The organism is Streptomyces sp. NPDC008092 (genome assembly GCF_042957285.1).
Classification (GTDB): Bacteria; Actinomycetota; Actinomycetes; order Streptomycetales; family Streptomycetaceae; genus Streptomyces.
In genome coordinates this window covers 21,329-45,274 of sequence record NZ_JBIBHY010000017.1, presented here as the reverse complement: position 1 = coordinate 45,274, position 23,946 = coordinate 21,329, and the positions used below count along the sequence as shown (strand labels likewise).

14 protein-coding genes are annotated in these 23,946 nt (G+C 72.6%); 3 read left to right on the top strand and 11 right to left on the bottom strand.

Annotated features, from left to right (window positions below; genetic code table 11):
• Positions 1-5: 5 nt before the first annotated feature.
• The 11 genes from ACFZB3_RS40870 to ACFZB3_RS40820 all read right to left on the bottom strand — a co-directional run bounded on the left by ACFZB3_RS40870 (position 6) and on the right by ACFZB3_RS40820 (position 20,301).
• Positions 6-1,445 carry a carotenoid oxygenase family protein gene (locus tag ACFZB3_RS40870; RefSeq protein ID WP_391386292.1) on the bottom strand — a complete coding sequence of 480 codons (1,440 nt, stop codon included), beginning with the start codon at positions 1,443-1,445 and terminating at the stop codon, positions 6-8.
• Entirely contained in the window at positions 1,442-2,689 is a 1,248-nt protein-coding gene (locus ACFZB3_RS40865) for a cytochrome P450 (protein WP_391386290.1), read from the bottom strand. Before ACFZB3_RS40865 ends, ACFZB3_RS40870 begins: the two co-directional genes overlap by 4 nt.
• Positions 2,686-5,265, bottom strand: a complete 2,580-nt coding sequence (locus tag ACFZB3_RS40860; protein WP_391386288.1) for an SDR family NAD(P)-dependent oxidoreductase — start codon at positions 5,263-5,265, stop codon at positions 2,686-2,688. Before ACFZB3_RS40860 ends, ACFZB3_RS40865 begins: the two co-directional genes overlap by 4 nt.
• A complete protein-coding gene (locus ACFZB3_RS40855) occupies positions 5,262-6,731 on the bottom strand; it encodes a cytochrome P450 (RefSeq protein ID WP_391386285.1) in 1,470 nt (489 codons plus the stop codon). Before ACFZB3_RS40855 ends, ACFZB3_RS40860 begins: the two co-directional genes overlap by 4 nt.
• On the bottom strand, positions 6,728-13,168 hold the full coding sequence (locus ACFZB3_RS40850) for an SDR family oxidoreductase (RefSeq protein ID WP_391386282.1): 6,441 nt from the start codon (positions 13,166-13,168) through the stop codon (positions 6,728-6,730). Before ACFZB3_RS40850 ends, ACFZB3_RS40855 begins: the two co-directional genes overlap by 4 nt.
• A 75-nt stretch (positions 13,169-13,243) precedes the next feature.
• Entirely contained in the window at positions 13,244-14,689 is a 1,446-nt protein-coding gene (locus tag ACFZB3_RS40845) for an acyltransferase domain-containing protein (protein WP_391386279.1), read from the bottom strand.
• A gap of 136 nt (positions 14,690-14,825) precedes the next feature.
• Positions 14,826-15,047 carry a LuxR C-terminal-related transcriptional regulator gene (locus tag ACFZB3_RS40840; RefSeq protein ID WP_391386276.1) on the bottom strand — a complete coding sequence of 74 codons (222 nt, stop codon included), beginning with the start codon at positions 15,045-15,047 and terminating at the stop codon, positions 14,826-14,828.
• Between the two features lie 438 nt (positions 15,048-15,485).
• Entirely contained in the window at positions 15,486-16,688 is a 1,203-nt protein-coding gene (locus ACFZB3_RS40835) for an MFS transporter (RefSeq protein WP_391386273.1), read from the bottom strand.
• Between the two features lie 170 nt (positions 16,689-16,858).
• The gene (locus ACFZB3_RS40830; RefSeq protein ID WP_391386270.1) at positions 16,859-17,977 is read right to left on the bottom strand and encodes an NADH:flavin oxidoreductase; all 1,119 of its coding nucleotides are present in this window, start codon (positions 17,975-17,977) and stop codon (positions 16,859-16,861) included.
• Positions 17,978-18,084: 107 nt separating this feature from the next.
• Positions 18,085-19,671 carry a DHA2 family efflux MFS transporter permease subunit gene (locus tag ACFZB3_RS40825; RefSeq protein WP_391386268.1) on the bottom strand — a complete coding sequence of 529 codons (1,587 nt, stop codon included), beginning with the start codon at positions 19,669-19,671 and terminating at the stop codon, positions 18,085-18,087.
• 30 nt (positions 19,672-19,701) lie between these two features.
• Positions 19,702-20,301 carry an NAD(P)H-dependent oxidoreductase gene (locus ACFZB3_RS40820; RefSeq protein ID WP_391386265.1) on the bottom strand — a complete coding sequence of 200 codons (600 nt, stop codon included), beginning with the start codon at positions 20,299-20,301 and terminating at the stop codon, positions 19,702-19,704.
• 119 nt (positions 20,302-20,420) lie between these two features.
• On the opposite strand from ACFZB3_RS40820, the gene ACFZB3_RS40815 reads away from it, so the two are divergent.
• The 3 genes from ACFZB3_RS40815 to ACFZB3_RS40805 all read left to right on the top strand — a co-directional run bounded on the left by ACFZB3_RS40815 (position 20,421) and on the right by ACFZB3_RS40805 (position 23,945).
• The gene (locus ACFZB3_RS40815) at positions 20,421-21,158 is read left to right on the top strand and encodes a TetR/AcrR family transcriptional regulator C-terminal domain-containing protein (protein WP_391386262.1); all 738 of its coding nucleotides are present in this window, start codon (positions 20,421-20,423) and stop codon (positions 21,156-21,158) included.
• Positions 21,159-21,288: 130 nt separating this feature from the next.
• Positions 21,289-22,149: a hypothetical protein gene (locus tag ACFZB3_RS40810; RefSeq protein ID WP_391386259.1), complete on the top strand. Its 861-nt coding sequence runs from the start codon at positions 21,289-21,291 to the stop codon at positions 22,147-22,149.
• A gap of 308 nt (positions 22,150-22,457) precedes the next feature.
• On the top strand, positions 22,458-23,945 hold the full coding sequence (locus ACFZB3_RS40805; protein ID WP_391386256.1) for an FAD-dependent monooxygenase: 1,488 nt from the start codon (positions 22,458-22,460) through the stop codon (positions 23,943-23,945).
• Position 23,946 lies beyond the last annotated feature (1 nt).

The window sequence follows — 23,946 nt, the reverse complement described above, 5'->3', positions numbered from 1 at the left end:
CCGGATCAGCGGTGCAGGTCCGGGAAGAACTGTCCGTGGAAGTCGTTCGGAATGTGGTGCGGCACCTCGGCCCGGGCCAGCTCCTCGAACGTCGGCCCGTCGAGGACCAACAGGAACGACCGCCCGCTCCGGGCGTCCAGCACGCCCGACAGCACCACGCCGTCGTCCTCCCGCGTGGCCCCCGGGCGCGGCACGAAGACGCCCTCGCCCGGGAAGCAGCCCTTCTCGTACCAGGCCCGGTGGGTGCCCGCCACCACGTCGACCTTCAGCAGCCTGTTCATCGCGCGCAGGCTGCGCGGGGAGTGCCCGAGGCCGTAGGCGTAGCGGTACGCCCTGCCGTTGTGCTGCCGGTAGTTGATGCGCGGCATCTCCACGCCGGCGTCGGCGAGCGGCTCCCACCCGACCGAACCGCCGGAGCGCGCCAACGGCAGTGTGTAGCGCCGCAGTTGGTACCCGTACGCCTGGAGGTCGAGCTGGTCCTCCGTCGGTGCGAGGCCGAGCACGGTCTCGTAGGGATGGTGCGTGGCCGCGATGTCGACCAGGAGATCCCCGCCCGTCTCCACGGCGTTGACGTGATGGAAGGCGAAGAACGCCTCGCTCTCGAAGGTGGCGACCAGCCGGCCCTCGCGCTTGTCCACCACGAGGAAGCGGGCCGGCCGCTCGGGCTGCCACTCGAAGGTGGCCAGGAACGGGTTCCGCGCCTGCCGGAAACGCTCGGCGTCGATGACGACCGGGAACTCCACGAGGACGACGTGGTTCTCGGTCGCGGCGAAGCTGTGCATGTAGCACGGTTCGTCGACCTCGACGGTGGCGAGCGGCCGCTGCACCAGTTCGCCGTCCGGGACGTAGAAGAGCTGGTACGCCGCTCGGTCCGCCATCGACGTGGTGTAGTTGATCAGCGCCCGGCGGCCGAAGTCGTAGTGCGGGTGCGGCGTGGACGTCTCGCCCTGGAGCTGGCCCTCGAACGGCACCTCGCCCAGGGTGTCCAGCGTCTGCGGGTCGAACTCGTTGGCCAGGGGCTGTTCCGCGAAGGCGAAGTAACGCCCGGCCATCCGGGCCACGTTGACATTGGTGTTGTCCGTGACGTTCGGTGAGTAGGCCGCGAAGTGCCGTCCGAAGAGCCGCTCGCAGGGGTCGTGGCCGAACTGCTTTCCGTAGAGCTGGTCCTTGGTGGTGGCCAGGTCGTACGCGGTTGTGCGCAGGAACTTGTTGGCGTACTTCACCCGGCCGTCGGCGAAGGAGAACGCGTGCAGCATCGCCAGGCCGTTGAACCAGTGCGTGAGCCGGTAGTCGCCGACCTCGAACTTGGCCGGCCCGTTGCGCAGCAGGGTTCCGGTCAGCCAGTCGGGGAGGGCCCCGGTGACCGGCAGCCGGTCCAGCGACACCTCCCGGTCGAGGGTGGTGAAGCCGGCGAAATCCGGCAGCGGCGGCCTGGCGGTGGTCATCGTGTCTCCTTGGCGTCGAAGGTCATCGGCATCACGTGGGGACCGCGGAAGGTGGGGGTGACGGTCCGGTGGACACCGGAGAGGTCGACGCCCGGTCCGGTCACCCGCTCCACGAAGGTCCGTACGGCGATCTCGTTGACGAGCTGCCCGAGCCGGCCGCCCAGGCAGTAGTGGGCCCCGTGGCCGAGCGCGAGGTTCGGGGTGCGCGGACGGTCCAGGTCGATCCGGTCGGGGTCGGGGAAGACCGCCGGGTCGCGGTGGGCGGCGCCGATCCAGACGAACACCTCCTCGCCCGCCTCGATGAACCGGCCGCCGAGTTCCACCGGCTCGGTCGCGCGTCGTCTGGTCAGCTGCACCGAGCTGTCGTACCGCATGAACTCGGGCGTGGCCTCGGGCACGAGGGACGGTTCGGCGGCGACCCTGCCGTACACCTCCGGCTGGGCCAGCAGGGCCAGCACGGTGTTCCCGATCTGGTGGGCGGTCGTCGTCTGGCCGGCCGTCAGCAGGAAGATCAGGTTGCCCAGCAGCTCCTCCTCGCTGCTGAACCCGCCGTCGTCCCAGGCGTCGGCCACGGTCTGCATCAGGTCGTCGGTGCGCCGGGTGCGGCGCAGGGCCAACTGCCCGCGGAAGTAGTCCATGTACTTCCCGATCCCGGCCAGGTGGTACTCCGGGTGCTCCTTGCTGAGCGGCCCCTCGTCCACGAGCAGTCCCCAGCTGAGGATGAACTTCCAGACCGTGCCCCGGTCCTCCCGGGGGACGCCGAGGACCTGGCAGACCGTCTCGGACGGCAGTGCCATGGCGTAGTCCGCCATGAAGTCCATCTCCCCGCACGGCAGTACGGCGTCCAGCAGCCGGTGCGCGGCCCGCTCGATGTCCCCGCGCATCGCGTCCACGGCCCGCGGCAGGAACGGCTGGGACATCGCCTTGCGGATGCGCTGGTGGTCCGGCGCGTCGCTGACGAACACCTGGGTGTGCAGGGCACGCAGGGGCGACGCGGTGCGCTCGGGGGCGGTCGCCGGGTCCCACTGGGGGCGGCGGGCGGAGAACCGCGGGTCGCGCAGCGCGGTGAGAGCCGTCTCGTAGCCGGTCACCATCCAGGCCCCGGCGTCGCCCATCTGCGGGTCCCAGAGCACGGGGGCGGTCTCCCGGGCCCGCCGGTAGAGCGGATACGGGTCGTCGATGAACTCGGGCAGGTACACACCTGACAGCGACACCTCGGGGGCGGTCGGCTGTGGCTGCGTCATCGCTGATCTCCTCGGTAGGTGACGCCGGAAAGACGGAGTGCGCGGTTGTCGCCGTCGGCCGCGGACACCGTCCAGCGCCCGGCGCCCGGGCTTCCCCGGACGAGGAGCGCGGCGCCCGGGGCCGCCGGTGCGGGGATCCCGCCCCGGACTTCGACGTGCCGGACCGTGAGCGCGGCGCCCGGGGCGTGCTCCGCGGTGCGGCGGAAGACGTTCTCCAGGGCGGTCAGCGGGAACGTGCTGACCGGCCAGCTGGGCAGCACCCACAGATCGGCGGCCGGCGTCTCGCGGACCTCGGCCGTGTACGTGTCCCCCGGCCCGGCGCGCCAGCGGGCGCCCCGCAGGACCAGACCCGACCAGCGCAGGGGAAGCCCGGCCGTGCCGGGGTGCGGGGGGCGGCGGGCGGCGTCGGTGCCGGCCTCGGTGGCTTCGGCGGTGGCGGCTTCGGTGGCTTCGGCAGTGGCGGCTTCGGCGGCGGTGTTGTCGGTGTCGTCGGCGTGCGGCTCGCCCGGAGCATCCGCGCGCCGGTAGACCAGGCACAGCCGGGCGGCCTCGTGGCCGGTGTCGGCGTGGTGAAAGCGGACGTGGGCGGTCCAGCGGCCGTCGGCGTAGCCCGCGGTGACCGACCGTCGAAGGGCGATGCGGCCGTGCCTCAGGCGCAGTTCCGGGAGGGCGACGTACACGTCCCGCAGGCTCTGCAGGGCCAGCGGGGTGTAGTCCTCCGGCTGCACCCAGGCGGCGCCTCGTACCGCGTTCTCCAGCAGCAGGGACACCGGCAGCGAGGGCTCCCCGCCGACCAGCACGTCGTTCAGGACGGGGGCGTGCGCGCTGTCCAGGGCGAACAGGGCTTCCTGTGCCGTATGCGGCAGGTGGGTACGCAGGTCGCCCAGGTGGAACACGGCCGACAGCAGGTCCCGGTGGCCCGGCAGGGCCGCGCTCACCCGGTATCCGCGGCTCTGGAGCGGCCCGAGCGCGCGGCCCAGCGGGCCGATGTAGGTGATCTCGCCGCGCGAGGCGGCCGTCAGTTCCCGCGTCCACAGGTCGAGCCCCTCTGCCACGTCGAGCGCGGCCATGTAGCGCAGGGTGGCCTCGAAGTTGGCGACCATGCCGAGCCGGTCCCAGGTGGGCCAGCACAGTGTCATGACGGGGAACGCGACCCGCGCCTGGGCCCAGAGGCCGAGGCGGGCCAGTCCGTCGTTCGCGGCGGCGTAGTCGAGCTGGCCGACCATGCCGCCGAGCCGTCCGGTGAGGGAGCCGACGTTGCAGAAGAACTTGAGGGGCAGTTCGCGGACCGCGCAGAAGAGGTTGACGAATCCGTCCACCTTGGTCGCGACCGTGCTCAGGAACTCGTCGTCCGACTTCTTGGGCAGCCGCGCGGGCGTGTCGACGCCCGCGTTGTGCACCACGGCGGTGATCGCCTGCCCGTACCGGGCGACCAGGGCCGCGGTCTGGTCGCGGTCCGTGACGTCGCACACCGTGTAGGAGATGCGCAGGCCGGCCCGCCGGGCCTGGTCCAGATGCCGGACCAGTTCCCGGTCGCGCCGGGCGGAGTCGACGGCGGCGCGGACGGCGGCCAGCCCGCGGCCCTGCCGCCGCTGTGCCCACAGGCTCTGCTCGTAGGCCTTGAACTGCTCGTCGTCGAGCACTCGGCACGGGTCGTCCGGGCCGGGCAGCGGGCTGCGCCCGGTGACGACCACCCGGCAGCCGTGGCGGGCCGCGAGCGTCCGGGCGAGCCGCCAGCCGATGCCGCGTCCGCCGCCCGAGAGCAGTACCAGGTCCCCGGTGTCCAGCGGCGGTCCCGGCGGGCCGGCGTCCTCCGGGGCCGCCTCCAGGGTGCGGCGGCGCCCCGCACGGTAGCCGACCTCGAACAGGCCCCAGCGGTACAGCTCATGGGTGATCCGGCGCGGCAGCTCCGCCAGGTCGGCGGGGTCGGTGTCGACGACCCGGGTGTTGCAGTTGGCGATCTCCCGGTGCACGGTCTTGGCCAGGCCGGCCCAGATGCCGCCGAGCGGCTGCCCGGCCGTTCCGGCGTCGCCGGGAGCGTCGTATCCCATGGCACCGCCGAGGTAGGTGACGGCGACGTAGAAGAGCCGGTGCGCGTCCGGTTCTCGCCGCCAGTGCGGGTAGCAGGCCCGCAGCGCGGTCACCGAGCGCAGCAGCGACCGGCGGTAGCCGTGGTGCTCCCCCGGTACGAAGGGGTCGGCGTGCCCCAGGTCCACCAGCCCGTCGGGCGCCTCGCCGGGTACCGGCCACCGCCCCGAGTCGTCGGCGTGGGCCTCGGCGCCCGCGGCCCTGAGGGCGTCGCGGACGGCGCGGGCCAGCCGGGGCGTGCCGCCGAAGACGAGCACCTTGGCCCCGCGCAGGGCCGGCGCCGGACAGGGCGGCGGACCGGGCGCGGTGACGGTCCGCCACCGGACGCGGCGCACCGGAGCCACGGCCGCCACCGGGGCCACTGCCGTCACCGGGGCCACTGTCGTCACCGGGGCCACGTCCGCCACCGGGGCCACGGCCGGCGCCGGGACCACGGCCGGCACCGGGAGGCCGGGCGGCGCGGAGACCGGCCGGGAGGCGGTGCTCATGCCGCGGGATCCTTCGGCTCGGCCGGCCTGATGTGCATGAGGACACCGGGCTGCGGCCGGAGCGAGACCAGCGCCGCGGGGCTGACCGGGCGGCCCGCGACCAGCTGGAGCCGGTAGCGCTGCACCACCATGGCGACGGCGAGGCGCAGTTCCAGCAGGGCCAGGTCCATTCCGATGCACTTGCGGGCGCCGCCGCCGAAGGGGAAGTAGTCGTAGCGGTCACGCTGCCTGGACGTACCTCCGTCCGGGCTCCGCCCGTGTCCGCCGTCCGCGGGGCGGGCGGCGTGGGCAGGGCAGAATCGTGCCGGGTCGAACGCCTCGGGGTTGTCCCACACGGCCGGGTTGTGGTGGGCCGCGTACACCGGGACGATCACCGTGCTGCCGGCCGGGATGCGGTAACCGCCGAGCCGGTCGTCGGCGACCGCGTCCCGCGGAAACAGCCAGATGGGCGGGTACAGGCGCAGCGACTCGTCGACGACCGCCCGCAGGTACGGCAGGTCGTCCAGGTCCTCGGCGGTGGGCACCCGGCCGCCGAGCACCTCGGTCAGCTCGGCGTCGAGCCTGCGCCGCACGTCCTCGTGCTGGGCGACCGCGTACAGCGTCCAGGTGAGGGCGCAGCCGGTGGTCTCGTGGCCGGCGAGGAACAGCGTCTTGAGCTCGGCCCGTATCTGCCGCCGGCTGAACGGTTCGCCGGTGACCTCGTGCGTCGCCTTCAGGAGCGCGGAGACCACGCTGTCGGGGCTGCCCTCGCCGCGCCGGTGCAGGTCGATGATCTCGTCCATGACGTCGTTGAGGACCTGCTGGTGCCCTTTGAGGCGGCGCTGGTAGGCGGTGGGCACCCAGCGGGGCAGCATCTGCTTGACCTCGCCGGTGAGGATCATGGCCTTCAGCGAGAAGCGGACCGCGGGCAGCAACCGGTCGGCGTACCGGCGCAGGTCCACGCCGAACAGCATGCGGCCCAGCACACCCATCGCCAGCCACATCATGTCGTCGGTGATGTCGACCGGGTCGCCCGAGCGGGCGCTGGGCTCCCAGCGCGCCAGCAACTCCTCCACCGTGTCGGTGACGGTGCCGGACCGCGCGCGCAGCCCTGCCCGGTGGAAGAAGGGCCGGCTGACCGCACGACGGGTCCGCCACTCCGCGCCGTCCGTGGTGAGCATCCCGCGGCCGAAGAACAGGTTGAAGCCCCGGTAGAACCTGCCGCGCACGTAGTTGCGCGCGTTGTCCTGGAGGACCTGCTTGACGGCCTCGGGGTCGGTCACCTGATGGACGAGGTAGGGGCCCATCTTCATCCGGGCCACGCCGCCGTACTGGCGCTGAAGCTCCGTCAGCAGACGGAGGGTGTCCTTCTTGAAGCTGCTGAGCGCGCCGAACAGCACACTGCCGACCGGCCCGGGGGCCTGCTCCGCCCGCACGTGCCGCTGCTCCCCGACCGCTTCCTCGGTCGTCGTCCGCTGCTCCATCATCCGGCCTTCCTCGGGGTCTCGGTGTCGACAGGGCCGGGCAGCGGTTGCCTGTCCGGGGAGTACAGGCGCCCGGAGACCGCGTCCAGGTAGCCGACGACGGTGGCGGAGACGTCCTTCATCTGGGCGACGACCCGGCCCCCGGGGGTGACGGCGAGGAACCGGTTGTCGGGTGCGTGTCCGGTCATGTCGAAGCCGGTGGGCGTGGCGTAGAGGTGGAGCCGGCCGTACCGCCTGGTCAGTTCGATGTCGTTGGCTTCCTCGTACAGATCCACCCGGCGGATGGACAGGGGTGCGGCGACCGGCACGAGCCGGCCGTCCTCCAGGTGCAGGACACCGGTGCGGGCCAGACCGTCGAGCAGGATCGCGGGGGTGGCGAACCGGGAGAAGGCGGGATCGCCGGCGGCTACGTCGGCCCGGTAGAGGGAGTGTTTGCCCAGGCGGTGCAGCCGGGTCCGCGTGGTGGAAGCGAAGGGGCCCGTCAGGGACACCGGCGACGCCGGGGCATGGTAGGGGTCGGGGACCGGGACGTCGTCGCCGTCGTCCCAGTGCTGCCAGCCCGGGGCCTCGGGCAGTTCGCCGCGCAGCAGCACCCGCGCGGTGAAGTGCACCCTGTCCTTCACCAGCAGGACGCCGCCGGGCGCCCGTACGTCGCCGGTCACGGACACCTCGACCACGGTGACTTCGTCGCCGCGTTCCAGCACCCGGGCGGTGATCTTCCTGGGTTCGGGGGTGGACCGGACGGCGTCGTGGACGCGCAGGAAGTGTTCGAACCGGAGGTCCTCCAGGGCGACGGCCCTCCGGCCGGGCACCAGGTGGCACGCCGCCTCCACGGCGATCTCCACGACGAACGTGCCCGGCAGGGTCGGCACGCCGCGGACGGTGTGGTGCGCGAGGTAGCCGTCGGTGCGCAGGTCGAAGGCACAGGCGAAGACCGCCGAGTCGGCGTCCGAGGACAGCGTCTCGCGCAGGTAGAACGTGCCCTTGCCGACGCCCTCCGGCACGGGCCTTTCCGGCACGGGCCCCTTCGGCACGGGCCCCTTCGGCACGGGCCCCTTCGGCACGGTCGCGGCGGACGCAGTCGCACCGGACGGAGTCGCACCGAACCCCCGGCGGTCCAGATACCCGGGGTAGAAACCCTCGATCGTCTCCCGTTCCGCCGCCCCGATGTGCACCACCGACGCCGTACGGCGTCCGGCGTGGAGTTCCTGGAGGAAGTGGTGCACGCCTTCGCGCACCGGCATGTGGCTGTAGGAGCCGGCGCGCTTGAAGTAGGCCTTGGTCAGTTCGTCGGCTCCCATGCCCACGCCGTCCCAGAGCGTCCAGCCGACGGTGAACTCGTCGGCCCCGTGCGCGGCGGCGTCGACCGCGGCCGCGGCCAGGTAGTCGTTGCCCGAGGCGTAGTCGGGCTCGCCGAGCTGGCCGAAGTGGCCGAGCAGGGAACCGAAGTTGCACCATGTCGCCGGGGGCCGGCCGGCGAACGCGCGCTTGAGGTTGCGGTAGGCGAGGGCCTTCAGGTCGCGGATGGCCCTGAACTCGGCGAACTCCTTGTCCTTGATCAGGGCGGATTTGTTGCGTCCGGCGGCGTTGACGAGCAGGTCCACCGCCGGCTGCTCCGCCAGGATCCGGTCGACGGCCCGGGCGACCGCCGTCCCGTCCCGGACGTCGCACGTCAGATAGGTCACCCGGCCGGCCCCGCAGAACTCCTCCATGCGCCGGATGGTGCGGCGGGCCGCGCGGGCGTCCAGCAACCGGTCGAAGGCGCGGTTGACGTCCGCGACCGTCCGGCCGCCTCCCGCCAGGTTCTCGCGGAGGTAGGACCGCCGGGTGGCGGCGAAGGTCTCGTCGTCCCCCTCGAAGACAGCCTCGGGATACCCGTCCAGGGGGTTGCTCCCCAGCAGGTAGATCCGCGGGCGGAAGTGCTCGGCCAGGGCCGTGACGGCCTCCGCGGTGATGCCCCGGGCGCCGCCGACCGCGACCACCACGGAGTCGGGGCCGAGGCGGCCCGCGGCGCTTCCCTCTCCGGCGCCGGAGAGGGCGTGCTCCGCCGTGAGCACGGGGGCGTGGCGCCGGCCGTCCTCGTGGAAGACCACCGGGAAGGGGCGTACGGCCCGGGTCTCCCGCTCCGCGAGCAGGGCTCCCTTGCGCGGTTCCCGTACATCGGTGGCCAGGAGGAACGTGAGGGTGTCGGGCAGTTCCAGGGCCGCGCACTTGACCAGCCCGGAGAACAGGCCGGTGCAGGGGTGCGGGATCCGCTCCGTGACGGCCCCCAGGAGCAGGGTCAGGAACGACGAACCTTCGGCGGCCAGGTCCGCGTGGGCGGTCTGCAGCACGAGGAACGTCGCGTCGTGCAGGGCGGTCAGGGAGGGGGCCAGGCCGTCGCGGGAGGCGGGCGGGCCGGCCTGGGGGCCGTCGGGCAGCGGCGCCGAGCGGGTGAGGTCGGCGACGACCCGCAGATGCCGCACGGGACCGTGGTCGGCCAGGGCCGCGCGGACCGCCTCCGGGGTGGCCTCGGGCAGATGGCGCCAGCCGGGCCGGGTCACGCTGACCGGCGCCGTGCACAGCACGGTCGCGTCGGCCGGCAGATGGCGCAGGGAGGCCCACAGGTCGGGCATGTCGGTGAGCACCACGACGCCGGGCGGCAGGAACGCGACCCGCTCGTGCGGCTCGGGTCCGGCCGCGAGTTCGGCGAGCACCGACACATGACGCGCGGTCATCAGGCTCTCGCCCGTGGCCAGCCGGTCGGCGCCGGCGAACCGGGCGGGCAGCGGGAGCAGCGGGGCCCGCGGGCGGCGCGGGGCCGGTCGCGGACCGGCGGCGGGCGGTAGTGCGGGGTGCCGGGGGCCGGTGGTCGCCGGGTGGAGCCGGTCCGGCGGCGCCTCGGCCGCGGCGCCGGGGATGCCGAGGGTGAGACGGACGGTGCTCTGCTCGGTCCGGCCCGGGCAGGTGACGTCCACCGAGCCGGACGGGCCGAGCAGTCCCCGCAGGACGGCCAGGGCGCCGGCGGCGCCGAGGTAGGGGGCGGTGGAGACCTCGTCCGGCCGCGCCGGCAGGAGGTCGATGCGGCGACCGCCGGACGGGGTGCCGCCGACCGTCAGATCCGCCACGTGGCCGAGGACCGGCAGCCCCGCGGCGACGGCTGTGGCCTCGGTGGTGAGGGCGAACATGAAGGCGCCCTCGGCGAGTCGCCCGTCCGCGACGCCCTCCGGAAGCCCGGCCAGCAGCGTCGCGTACTCCGGCAGGCTGTTGCCGTTGATGCCGCCCGCGAGGGCGAAGTCCAGCTGTCCGGCCCGCAGATAGCGCGCGGCCGTCTCGATGGCGGTCAGGCTTGAGGCGTACCCGGAGTCGAGGGTGATGTTGGGGCCCTTGAGGTCGAAGTGGTTGGCGACCCGGGCGGAGATGACGTTGGGCATCATGCCGGGGAACGAGTCCTCGTTGGACGCCGGGATCTCCTCCCGCACCAGCGCGCGCAGCCCGCTCAGCAGTTCGGCCAGTCCGGGCAGGGACGCCGTGGCCGGGTCCTCGGTGAGCGCCGCCCCGACGTCGTCGAGGAAGCAGCGGTTGGCGAACAGCATGGCCGCCCTGGTGGGGCCCATGTTGCCCACGAACACGCCGGTCGACCCCGTGGTGGCGTCCCAGAACCCGGTGAGCCTGCCGCGCAGGTCGTGGGCGCACTCCAGGATCATCAACTGGCTGCGGTCGATGGTGCGCACCGTCGCCGGGGGCAGCCGGACCCTGTGCAGCGGCGGCGCAGGGTACGAGGAGCCGAAACTGTCGGCCGGACCGGCGCCGCGTCCGCCGATCCACTCCACGACGCCCTCGCGGTCGAGACCCGGGACATGCGCGGACCATCCGACGACCACCACCCGCTCCTCGCCACCGGCGGCACCGGCGGCAGCGGCGGCGCCGGGTGGGGCGGGGCGGCCGGCGCGCGGCCGGCGTTCCGGTGCAGGGGGCTCATCCGCGCGGTGTTCGCGCAGGAGCACGTGCGCGTTCGTGCCGCCGAAGCCGAAGCCGGACACCGCGACGGTGCGGGGCCCGCCCGCCGACGCGGTCCAGGGGACGTTCTCGGTCGGGATCTCCAGCAGGCTGTCGTCCAGGCCGAACGACTCGGGAGCGCGGTTGAACCGGAACTGCTTCGGGATGGTCCCGTGCTCCATGGCCAGCAGCGCCTCGATGACCGACACGACGCCCGCCGCCCATCCGGTGTGCCCGATGAGCGACTTGTTGGACGTGACGTACGCCGGTTTCGTCCGGCCGAAGTGCGCACGGAGTGTGGTGAACTCGGCGAGGTCTCCGGCCGGGGTGCCCGTGGCGTGGGCGATGATCCAGTCGACGTCGTCGGGCGAGGCGCCGTCGGTGAAGGCGGCGCGGACCGCCAGGTCCTGACCGGCCGAGTTCGGTGCGTAGACCGCCTTGCCCCGGCCGTCGGAGGAGGCTCCGACGGACGTGAGCACACCGAGGATCCGGTCCCCGTCGCGCCGTGCGTCGCTGAGCCGCTTCATGACGACGACGCCCGCGCCGTCGGCGAAGATCACGCCGTCCGCGTCCGCGTCGAGCGAGTGGACCGCGCCGCGCCGGGACAGGCCCTGCAGTTTGGAGAACAGCACGGTGCCGCGCGGGGCCAGGGCGAACGCGCCGCCGCACACGGCGATGTCGTGTTTGCCGCTCAGCAGGCCCTTGGCGCCGATGTCGATGGCGTAGAGCGACGACGAGCAGGCGGTGTCGATCATCTGCACTTCGGTGTCGGCCGGCAGGACCCCCGCCATCGCGAGCTGTCCCACCCGGTGCGGGAGGAACCGCTCCGGCGCCCGTGCGCCGCGCCGGTACCGCCGGGTCAGGGCGTCCTGGACCGCGTCGAGGAGACGGTCGCGCTGGGGTGCGGTGAGGTCGAGCGAGCCGGCCGTCCGCCGGGCCCGTGCGTCCATGCCCGCGAGGACGCCGGCCTCCTCCAGGTGCTGGCTGCCGTCGGGGGTGTAGCCCACCAGGAAGGAATGGCGGGCGGACGGGGCGCGCCGTACCCCCTCCAGCGCCTGCACCAGGCTGTGGCGCAGCCAGGTGGTCGTCAGTTCGTGGTCCGTGCCGTCGGCCTCGTCCATCGTCCCGGCCGCCGCGGCGACCGGGTGGAAGTCGGTGATGAAGACACAGGTGTCCTGGTACGACTTGTCGGGCGCCGAGAGGTCGGCCGAGTGGAAGGTCGAGCGCTGCCAGCGGTCCTCGGGAACGGGGACGAACAGTTCGGCCCCGGTGGTGCGCAGCTCCCAGAACTCCTCCGGGCTGTTGGCGCCGGCGACGGCCAGCCCCATGCCGACGATGGCGATGCCGTCGACGGCAGTGTCGTCGGCCGCGGCAGTGTCGTCGGCAGCGGCGTTGTCGTCGTCCGCGGCACTGCCGTCGGCCACGGCGCTGTCGTCGTCCGCGGCACTGCCGTCGGCCACGGCGCTGTCGTCGTCTGCGGCACTGCCCTCGGCCACGGCGCTGCCCTCGGCCACAGTGCTGCCCTCGGCCACAGCGCTGCCGTCGGCCACAGCGCTGCCGTCGGCCGCGCCCTCGCCGGAAACGGTGCCGCCGTTCAGTGCGGGTTCCGCCGCGGCGGCCTCGTCCGGGGCGCCGTCGTCCGGGGTGTGTTCCCCGGCGGCGGGAGCGCCCCGGTCCGCGCGTGGCGGCGACAGCAGTGCCGCCCCCAGGGACAGGCCGCCGTCCGCCAGGATCGTCTGGCCGGTGATCCAGCGGGAGTCGTCGGAGGCCAGGAAGGCCACGAGGGCGGCGAACTCCTCCGGCGTGCCGAGCCGGCCGAGCGGGGTGGCGTCCCGGATGACCTCCTGCATGGCCTCGGCGTCCGGGAACGCGTCCGCGACCTCGCTGACCAGCATGGCCGCGGACGCGGTGTTCACCCTGATGCCGAGCGGGGCGAACTCCACGGCCAGATAGCGGGTGAGGGTCTCGACGGCGGCCTTGGCCGGCGCACAGGCCAGATAGTTCGCCATCACCATCTGGGAGCTGCCGAGGGCCGACATCTGGACGATCGAGCCGCCGCCCCGGCGTGCCATCAGCGGGGCCGCGGCCCGGGCGCAGCGCAGGCTGCCCTTGTAGTTGGTGTCGAGGGCCTTGTCGAGGTCGGCCTCGGTGATCCGGTCGAGCGGGAGCAGCGCGCCGTTCGCGGCGCTGTTCACCAGGATGTCGAGATGGCCGAAGCGTTCCCCGATCTCGGAGAACATCCGGTCGACCTGGTCCTGCCGGGCCACGGAGGCCCTGATCAGGTCGACCCGGGCGCCGAGCGCCGTCAGCTCCGCGCGGGTGCGCAGGGCCTCCTCGTGCGAGTGGAAGTAGTTCACCAGGACGTGGGCGCCACGCTCGGCAAGCGCCCTGGCCACGCTCCGGCCGATGTTCCTGGCTCCCCCGGTGACCAGGGCGAGCCTGCCGCTGAGCTGCTGCTGCATCGCGAGATTGCTCCTTGTCGCGCGGTCCGGGACCGGAGCGGGCGGGTCGCCGCTGCTCCGGTCGGGGTGTGCCGCTCAGGCGGCGGCGACGGACACGTCGCGGCTCACCAGGTGGGCGTGCAGCAGGTCGACCACCTTGCCGACGGTGTCGTGGTCGGAGATGCGGATGTCGCTGGGCGGCAGGCCGTAGCGGCCGGTCACCCGGGTCAGCAGCTCCACCTGCTTGACGGAGTCGATGCCGAGTTCGGCCTCCAGCAGGACCTCTTCGGTGAAGACCTCCTCGGGGTACTCCAGCGCCTCCGCGTACAGCGAACGGAGTTCGGCGAAGAGCTCCTCCCGGTCGGGCGCCCCGACGGGGGCGGGCGCGGCGGGCGCCGACGGCGTCGCGGACGCGGGAACCGGAGCCGGAGCCGGAGCCGCGGCCGTCGCCGGCTCCGCCGGGCCCGCGGGTGCGGCGGTGGCGCCAGCCAGCTCGGTCCGGACGCGTGCGACGAGCCGCGTGCCGAAGGCGGCCCAGAACTGCTCGAAGGGTTCCGGTGCGGCACCGGAGAGGCCGGTCACGGCCTGCTCCACGCCGAGTCGTCCGTCCGCCTCCAGCGTGAAGGTCGACCGGACCGTGAGGTCGCCGGCGCCGGCCAGGACCCGCTCGACGCACCGGCCGAGGGAGCCGAGCCCGCCCGCCTCGACGAACGTGGTGACGCCGCCGTCGTAGAGAGCGCGCACCGTCCCGCGGAAGTCGACCGGCCGGACCAGGTGTTCGGCGAGCAGTGCCGGCAGGTCGTCGTCCGCCCGGTAGGTCCGGCGCAGGATCGGCGAGTACACGGCCGTGCGCGGAGCCTGCCGGAGCAGGCCGCCGATCCGGGCGGCGAACGGCGCCCGCACCGGCTGCAGCGCGGGGTTGTGGAACGCGAACGGCGAGGCCAGCAGGAGGCCCCCGGCATGCAGTTCGCGGGCCACCCGCAGCGCGGCGCGCACGGAGGGCTCGGGTCCGCTGATGACCGTCTGCCGGTCGTGGTTCTCGGCGGCCACCACCAGGGCCGGGTCGTCGAGGAGGTCGAGCAGCCGCCGGGTCCGCTGCCGGTCCAGCGTGAGTGCCGCCATCCGGCCCGCCGGCAGGTCCGCCTCCTCCAGGACGCGCAGCCGCTCGGCGACGACACGCGCGCCGTCCTCCACGGAGAGCGCCCCGCCGGCGACGAGCGCCGGTATTTCGCCCATGCTGTGGCCCACGAAGAGCCGCGGTCGCAGGCCATTTTCCTGCAGAATGCGCCAGGCAGCCACATCGCTGCCGTAAATGGCGAGTTGCGACACCCAGCCGGCTTGCTGGAGCAGGTCGTCCACGGTGAGCGGAGGGCCGTCGAACAGTACGGCGGAAACCGCACTCCCGAATATTTCCTCCGCCACCGCGTCAACGGCCTTGAAAGTCTCGTCGACTTGCTGATACTTCATCCTGGCGGCACTGAGCGCCGCGCCGCTGAATCCGCCCTGTCCTGGAAAGAGAACTGCCGATTCCTCTGCCGTCATCCCCGTTTTCACTCCACTGGCTTGAACCGTAAATGCTGTTGCGAGATACGAGACTTGAGGAGCGTGTATATGGAGCAGGAGTCAACCATCGGACCGGCGGGCAGCGCACCGGACGAAAGTACAGTTGACAGATGCACTATTGGGAGCTGAGCGCGACCAGGTGCGTGTAGGCCTGGGCCACCAGGCCGGCCTGCAGCCGCGAGTCCAGTTGCAGCTTGGCCAGGATGTGCGTGACGTGCGACTTCACCGTGCGCTCGGTGACGTGGAGGGCCGCCGATATCCCGTGGTTGGACAGGCCCCGGCCCAGGAGGATGAACACGTCGAATTCCCGGTCGGTGAGTTCCTCGATGTGGCGCACGGGGTCTTCGACCCAATTGGCGCCACTTTCACCGATGAGTGAGCTGATGCGTCTCCACTCCTGTCCGGACTCCCCCCTGTCGTCGGTCAGTTCATGCCAGGTTTCAGAGAGCAGGGCGATCAACATTCCCCCTTTGCTGACCAGCGGGGCGCCCGATCAGACGACGCCCCAGAAACCGTGCAGCCTTGTACGGCGTGTATGGCAGACCACCGAATCAGGATGGGATGGCGATCGCCGGACAACACCGGAGAACGGCTCCGTCCGGGGCGGGTCGGTTGACCGGGCCTCATTGACCCGGTGGCCGCTCGACCGGAGAACTCTCGCAGGAGCAGGGAGATTCAAACCGGTCCCGTAACCGGAGCTTCCCACCACCGTAGCAAGACCTGGGCACGATTTTCTATGGGAGCATGGAGAAATTGCTGTGGCATGTGGCAGCGGTCAACGGGCCGTCCCGCTCGGGGAGTCGGGAAGACGCACGGCACCGTCGGCCGGGGCCGTCGCGGACTCCTCCCGGTGCCGGATGACCCGGTGCGCCAGCTCGGCGCTGCACAGCCCCAGGGCGAGGAACACCACGCTGATCAGACCGAGCCGATGGGCGCCCACGAGGTGGAGACCCGCCGCGCCGATGACGCCGGACAGGCCGACCCCGAGGTAGGTCGCGGTCGCGTTGAGCGCGACCGACAGCGGAGCTCCCGGGCCGGACACGGAGATCAGCCGGTGCTGTTGCGGGACGAGCACTCCGAAGCCGCACACGCCCCACACCACGACGGCGAGCAGCGCACTCGGCAGGGCGGACCCGCTCCAGGGCATCAGCGCGAAGTCGACGACGCAGGCCAGCAGGGCGACGGTGAGCACCCGGCGGGTGCCGAACCGGTCGGTCAGGCTGCCGGCGGTCAGGTTGCCGGCCGTGGCCGCGAGGCCGAAGACGAAGAGCAGGAGGGCGAGGCGGTTGCCGCTGCCGTCCGTCGCCCGGTCGAAGGAGAGGCTGATGTACGTGTAGACGGTGTACAGGCCGGTCAGGGTGAGCAGGGTCGTCGACAGCACCGTGGCGATCCGGATGTCACGCAGGGGCGCGAGCCGTTGGCGCAGGCCGACGGCCGGCGGCCGGGGCGTCTCCGGGAGCAGGGTCGCGACACCGAGGGCGGCGACGACGCCCAGGGCCGCCACTCCCCAGAGGGAGAGCCGCCAGTGGCCCGCGCCGCCGAGCGCGGTGCCCAGCGGAGCGCCGAGCGCGGTCGCCGCGCTCAGCCCGGCCACGACCAGGGCCAGCGCCCTGCCGCGCTGTTCCGGCGGGACGAGGCCGGTCGCCACGACAGTGGCGGCCGGCGTCACCACGGCGGCCCCGGCGGCGGCCACCAGCCGGCCGGCCATGGCGACGCCGTAGTCGGGAGAGACGGCGACGATCACGTTGCCCACGGTGAAGACCAGCAGCGCCGTCACCAGCAGCCGGCGTCGCGGCCAGGAGGCCGTGGCCGCGGCCAGCACGGGCGAGAACAGCGCGTAGGCGAGCGCGAAGAAGGTCACCAACTGCCCGGCGACGGAGACCGAGACGTCGAGGGAGTGGGCGATGTCGGGCAGGATCCCCGCGATGAGGAAACCGTCTGTGCCGACGGCGAACGTCGCGGACGTCAGAACGAGCAAGCGTGGGTTCAACCTGGATCCTCCGATTCTGCGGACGGGCAAGCGGGCGGACGGCCGCGGCGGTACCGGACGCGCGTTCACGCCCGCGCCGCCCGCACGGCCGTCGCTCCGGAGGCGCGCTCCGGAGCGACGGGATCATCGGCCTGCGGTCGGGCAGGTGGCCGTACGGCTCAGTGGAGGCTGCCGACCAGGCCCCGGTGGAAGGGGGTGAGTTCGTCGACGCGTCCGGCGAGGACCTTCCGCAGCCATTCGGGGTCCCCGAGCAGGGCCCGGCCGACCGCCACGAGGTCGAACTCCTCGCGCTCCATGCGGTCGAGCAGCTCGCCGATGTCCGTGACCGTGGCCTGGGCGCCCTGGAACACCTCGAGGAACTCGTTGCTGAGGCCGACCGAGCCGACGCTGATGGCGGGTTTGCCGGAGAGCTTCTTGGCCCAGCCCGCGAGGTTGAGGTCGGACCCCTCGAACTCGGGGAGGTGGAACCGCCGGGTGGAGCAGTGGAAGGCGTCGGCGCCCGCGTCGGCCAGGAGACCGAGCATGGTCTGCAGTTCCTGCGGCGTCTCGGCGACCCGCGCCTGGTAGTGGTTCATCTTCCACTGGGAGAACCGGAAGGAGATCGGGAAGTCGTCGGAGACGCTCTCCCGGCAGGCGGCCACGATCTGGGCGGCGAAACGGGTGCGGCCGACGATGTCACCGCCGTAGGCGTCGGTGCGCCGGTTGGTGAACGCCCACAGGAACTGGTCGACGAGATAGCCGTGGCCACCGTGGATCTCGATGCCGTCGAAGCCCAGCGACTCGGCGGACGCCGCGGACGTGGCGTAGGCGGCGACCACGTTGTCGATGTCCGCCTGGGTCATCTCCTTGCCCGACTTCGTGCCGTCCAGGGCGATGCCCGAGGGGCCGATCCGCGGGGCGTCGGGGACCGGCGGAGCGCCCGCCGCGCGGTCCATGCCGACGTGCCACAGCTGCGGCATGATCCGGCCGCCCGCCTGGTGGACGGCCTCGGCCACGGCCGCCCAGCCGGCGAGCGCCTCGTCGCCGTAGAAGTGGGGGACGCGGGCGCTGCTGCCCGCCGAGTCGTGGCCGACGTAGGTGCCCTCGGTGATGATCAGACCGACCCCGGCGGCCGCCCGCCGGGCGTAGTACTGCGCCACGTCGTCGCCCGGCACTCCGCCGGGGGAGAACTCGCGCGTCATCGGGGCCATCACGACGCGGTTGGGCAGGGTGAGGCCTCCCAGGGAGAACGGACGGTCCAGGACGTCCCGGGCACGTTCGACGGAGTACTTGGGCATCGGTGTTCGCCTTCGATAGGGGCCGGCCGCGCGGCGACGGGGGATTCGTCCGTGCGGCCGGCTGCTTTTGGGTGGGTACGGGGACGGGTGGCGGCGCGGGGCCGCGCTCAGTCCCCCGAGGGGGTGCGGGCGGGGTCCTTCCCGGCTCCGGCTCCGGCCCCGGCGGCCGGCGGCCCCGCGGCAGCCGGGACCAGGGGCGGCGCGGCGCGGACGAACCACGCCGTGCCGAACGCGGTCGCGGACAGGACGGCCGCGCCCAGCAGGACGCCGTGCAGACCGCTGCTGACGGCTTCCCGGACCGCGTCGCGCATGGCGGTCGACATGTCCTTCAGCTGGGCCGGGGTCAGTGCGCCGCCCGCGGTGAGCCGCTGCTGCGCGGCGGAGCCCAGCCGTTCGGTCAGCACCTCGGTCATGCGGCTGCTCTGCAGGGCGCCCAGCAGGGCGACCCCGAGGGAGCCGCCGATGGTGCGCACCAGGGTGACCGTGCCCGTGGCCGCGCCCATGTCCCGCGGGTCCGCGTTGTTCATGGTGGCCACCATGGTGCTCTGGATCAGGGCGCCGATTCCCACCCCGACCACCAGGGTGAACGCGGAGGCCGCGGCGAGCGGGGTGTCCGTGCCGAGCAGCAGGAGCAGCAGCGACCCGGCGAGGGCGACGGCGCCGCCGGTGAGCGCCACGACGCGGTCGAGACCGCCGCGGTCCATCAGCCGCCCGGTGGCCAGCTGGGCCGTCAGCATGCCGAGCATCAGCGGCAGGATGAGCAGGCCGCTGGCCGTGGACGACGCCCCCTGGACGAACTGCATGTACTGCGGGAGGTAGTTGACGACGGAGAAGAGTACGGCGCCGACCAGGAAGCTGAGGATCTGGGCGAGGGTGAAGTCCCGGCGGGCGAAGAGCCGGGGCGGTGTGATCGGTTCGGCGGCGCGCAGTTCGACGCGTACGAACCAGGCCAGGGCGAGGACGACGAGCACGGCGAGTCCGGCGATCTGCCAGGACGTCCAGGCGTAGGTGGTGCCGGCCCAGCCGGCCAGCAGGGTGAGGGCGAGGATGCCGGTGGTGAGCAGGGCCGTGCCGAGCCAGTCGATCCGCCCCGTGACGCGGCCGGCGGGCAGCCGTACGCCCTTGGTGATCGCCAGCAGCGCGACCAGGCCGATGGGCACGTTGACGTAGAAGGCCCAGCGCCAGCTCATGTAGTCGGTGATGAACCCGCCGAGCAGGGGGCCGCCGACGAAGGCGACCGGCATCATGACGCCCACCATCGACTGGATGCGGCCGCGGTCCTGCGCGGGCACCACCACCCCGATGACCGAGAGCGCGCCGACCATCAGGCCGCCCGCACCGAGGCCCTGGAGGCCGCGGAAGGCGATGAGCTGCCCCATGCTCTGCGCCAGGCCGCAGAGCACCGTCCCGACCAGGAAGAGCGTCACGGAACTCAGGCAGGCGCCCTTGCGGCCGTACAGGTCCCCGAGTTTGCCCCAGACGGGAGTGGACGCGGCCATGGTGAGCAGGTACGCCGTCACCGCCCACGAGAAGTGGTCGAGGCCGCCGAGGTCGCCCACGATGGTGGGGAGCGCCGTGCTGACGAGCTGTCCGTCCAGCGTCGCCAGGAAGATGCTGAGCATCAGTCCGAAGACACCCAGCCGGGGCAGGCCGGGCCGGTCGGGCGCGGGAGTGTCGGTTGCGGGGTCGTTCATCGCAGCCCCCAGGGCACGAGTGGAGGGATGTCAGACGGCATACGGGCGCGCGCGCCTGGCCTCGCGCAGGGCCTGTCCCCACCAGGTGAGCTGGTCGAGCATGGCCTTGGCCGCGACGTCGCACCCGGGGTCGGTCGGCCTGCCGTCGGCGCCGAAGACCTCGCCGTAGTTGTGGAAGCTGACGGTGTTGCGGATCGTGACCGCGTGCAGCTCCGCGAGCACGACACGGAGCTGTTCGACGGCGCGCAGGCCGCCGGCGAGTCCGCCGTAGGAGACGAAGCCGACCGGCTTGGCGTGCCACTGCTCGTTGTGCCAGTCGATGGCGTTCTTCAGCGGTGCGGGGAAGCTGTGGTTGTACTCGGGCGTGACGATCACGAAGGCGTCGGCGTCGGCCAGCCGCGGCGTCACCGCGCCGAGCTGGGCCACGACCTCGTCGGCGGGGGTCTGCCCGAACGCCGGGAAGACGGTGGGCAGAGGCGTCTCCACGAGGTCGATCAGGTCGGCCTCCATGTCCTCGCGCTGGGCGATGTGTCCGGCGATCCAGTCCGCGACGACCGGACCGAACCGTCCATCCCGGGTGCTGCCGATGATCACCGCGGTGCGGATAGTGTCGTCAGTCACGTCGGCCATGGAGTGCTCCTCGGTGGTGTGTACGCCGTATCTTTCTCGTACAACGTACACACCCGTGTGTACGTTGTCCACTCCTGATACGGTGTACACAGCACTGTTCGTCGGAAGGAACCGAAGCGATGACCGCCCGGGAGAGACAAGCAGCGAGCGAGGACAAGGACCACGTCTCCGTGTGGGAGCGCCTCGAACGGCCGGCGCCCGTCCCTCGCACCACCCTGACCCCCCTGCGGATCGCCAGGACCGCCGTCGGCATCGCCGACGCGGAGGGGCTCGACGCGGTCACCATGCGCCGCCTGGCCACCGAACTCGGCGTCGCCCCCATGGCCGCGTACCGCTACGTCACCGGCAAGGACGAGCTCCTGGAGCTGATGGTCGACTTCGTGTACGCGGAGCTGGAGCTGCCCGACGGCAAGGAGGGCTGGCGCACGACCCTGCGGTCCGTCGCCCTGCGGATAAGGGAGGTCCTGCTGCGGCACTCGTGGGTGACGCGGGCGACGTGGTGCGCGCCGACCCCGAACCAGCTGGCCGTGACCGAGGCCGTGCTGGCCGCGCTCGACGGCCTCGGGCTCGACGCGGACAACGCGATGGCGGTCTACAACACCCTCACCTCCTACGTGCACGGCGCGGTGGACTCGGAGATCGGGCTGACGCAGATGCTGCGCGTCCGCGGCTGGTCCACCCGCAAGGAGGCCCGCGCCGGACTGGCCTCGCAGATGGCCTGGCTCATGACCACCGGCCGGTTCCCGATGTACGCGCGCTACATCACCGAGGCCCGGCGCAAGGACGACCAGCAGTGGCAGTTCGAGTCCGGTCTGGACTCCGTCCTCGACGGCATCGCGGCGCGCCTCTCGATCTGAGGACATCGCCAGGACAGGTCGGTTCGAAAAACCGAAGGCCCGCTACAGAGAAAATACATGTAGCGGGTCTTCGCTTGCCGGTCCGTGAATCCGAGAAATAGATTCGCCGCACTTCGAAGCGGTGGGGGAAATGACTCACGGATTCAAGGACACTACAGATACCGTCCGCACGACGACCACGGAACCGACGGAGTGCGAGGGCGCCGCGTGCCTGCGCAGCGTCGCCGCCGGCCGCGCCCCGGAGCTGGCCGTCGCCGGCAGCCGGCTCTGCCCGAACTGCCGGCTCCGGCTCACCCACGACCTGCGGCGGCTGCCGCGCCTGCACGACGAGTGCGGACAGCTGCTCACCGGCGTCGACCGGCCGCGCGACCGCACGTCCGGCGGCGGCTCCGTGCCCGGACTGCCGTTCAACACGGCGGCCGCCGAGGCCCGTTCGGGGATCACCGGGATCCTGCGGTCCTGGGCTGCGCTGGTGGTCGAGGAGCGGGGCGTCGGCGCCCCGCAGGACACCCCGGCCCAGATCGCCGACTTCCTGCTGCGGCACTCCGCATGGCTGCACGCGCACCGGGCCGCCGGTGAGCTGTCCGACGAGGTGGCACGGTGTGTACGCCGGGCCCGTCAGGTCATCGACCCGGCGCCGCGGCGCCGGGTCCCGGTCGGCGACTGCGTGGTGCCGGACTGCGGGGGCACGCTCACCGCGGAGGTCCGGCCGGGCGGCGCCGCCGCCGCGGTCGAGGTCGGCTGCGACACGGAGCCCGCGCACCACTGGTCCGGGCAGGAGTGGATGCGGCGGGGCGGCGGGCTCGGCGCGGAGCGCACGGAGCCCGCGGTGCGCTGGATGACCGCCCGGGACATCGCCGCGCTGTGGGGCGTCGCACCGGGCAGCGTCTACCGCCGGGCCAGCGAGCACCAGTGGCGCCGCCGCGCCGTCAACGGCCGCACCTTCTACCACGAGCAAGACGTCCACACGTCGTTCGGCGCCCGCGCCTGACAGACGCCGGCGACGGCCTCCGCGATCAACGGCTCCACCAGGGCGAACCGCCCCTGGTGGAGCCTTTTTTCGTTGCCCCCCGGGAATTCGATTTAACAAAGCTCTGACTCAAGCATGTCGTTGAACTGGAATATGGGTATTGACATCCGCCGGGATTCCGAAGAAGCTCTTCATTAGCTTCCGCAGCACTGTGTCGATTCATCCGGCACGAACGTCACTGCAGAAAAGCATCAAGCGGCGCACCGATGTCCCATTCCGGTGCGCCGCTTCGTCGTACCGACCATTCCGACGCCCCGGAGGACACATCCATGGACGCTTCCGTCATCGTCGCCGGCGCAGGTCCCACCGGACTCATGCTCGCCGGGGAGCTACGGCTTGCGGGAGTCGACGTCATCGTGCTGGACCGGCTCCGCGAGCGCACCGGCGAGTCCCGCGGGCTGGGCTTCACCACGCGGACGATGGAGGTCTTCGACCAGCGCGGGCTGCTCCACCGCTTCGGCGACATGGGCACCAGCAACGCCGGCCACTTCGGCGGGCTGCCGGTGGACTTCGGCATCCTCGACAGCATCCACCAGGCGGCCAAGACCGTGCCGCAGTCGGACACCGAGACGATGCTCGAAGGCTGGGTGCGCGAGCTGGGCGTCGACATCCGACGCGGCCACGACCTGATCACCCTGCGCGACCACGGCGACCACGTCGAGGCCGAGGTGCGCGGCCCCGAGGGCGAGGAGAGCCGGCTGACGGCCTCCTACCTCGTGGGCTGCGACGGCGGCCGCAGCACCGTACGCAAGGCCTCCGGCTTCGACTTCCCGGGCACCGCGGCGACCATGGAGATGTACCTGGCGGACATCAAGGGCGTCGACCTGAAACCGCGGCTGATCGGCGAGACGTACAGCGGCGGCATGGTCATGTGCGGCCCGCTCGGCGACCGCGGCGTCACCCGCATCATCGTCTGCGAACGCGGCACGCCGCCGCGCCGGCGCACCGAGCCGCCCTCGTACGCGGAGGTGGCCGCGGCCTGGCAGCGGATCACCGGCATCGACATCTCGCACGCCGAGCACGAGTGGGTCAGCGCGTTCGGCGACGCGACACGGCTCGCCACCGAGTACCGGCGGGGCCGGGTGCTGCTGGCCGGGGACGCCGCGCACATCCATCTGCCGGCCGGCGGCCAGGGCATGAACACCGGCATCCAGGACGCCCTGAACCTCGGCTGGAAGCTGGCCGCCGTGGTCCGCGGCACCGCGCCCGAGGAGCTGCTGGACACCTACCACGGCGAACGGCACGCGGTGGGCGAGCGGCTGATGATGAACACCAGGGCGCAGGGCCTGCTCTTCCTCAGCGGCGACGAGGTCCAGCCGCTGCGCGACGTGCTGGCGGAGCTGATCCGGTACGAGGAGGTCAGCCGCCACCTCGCCGGCATGGTGAGCGGTCTGGAGATCCGCTACGACGTCGGCCCGGGCCGCCACCCGCTGCTGGGTCTGCGGATGCCGCACCTGGAGCTGGTCGGTGACCGGCGCAAGACCAGCAGCACCGAACTGCTGCGCGCGGGGCGGGGCGTGCTGCTCGACCTGGAGGACAACGCTGTCCTCCGCGACCGTGCGGCCGGGTGGTCGGACCGGGTGGACATCGTGACCGCGGAGCCCCACGGCGTCCTGGCCGGCGGTCCGCTCTCGGGCACGTCGGCGGTGCTGGTCCGTCCGGACGGGCACGTGGCCTGGGCCGCGCCGGGCAGCCACCACGATCTGCCCATGGCACTGGAGCGCTGGTTCGGTCCGTCCCGGATCCAGCAGGCTTGAC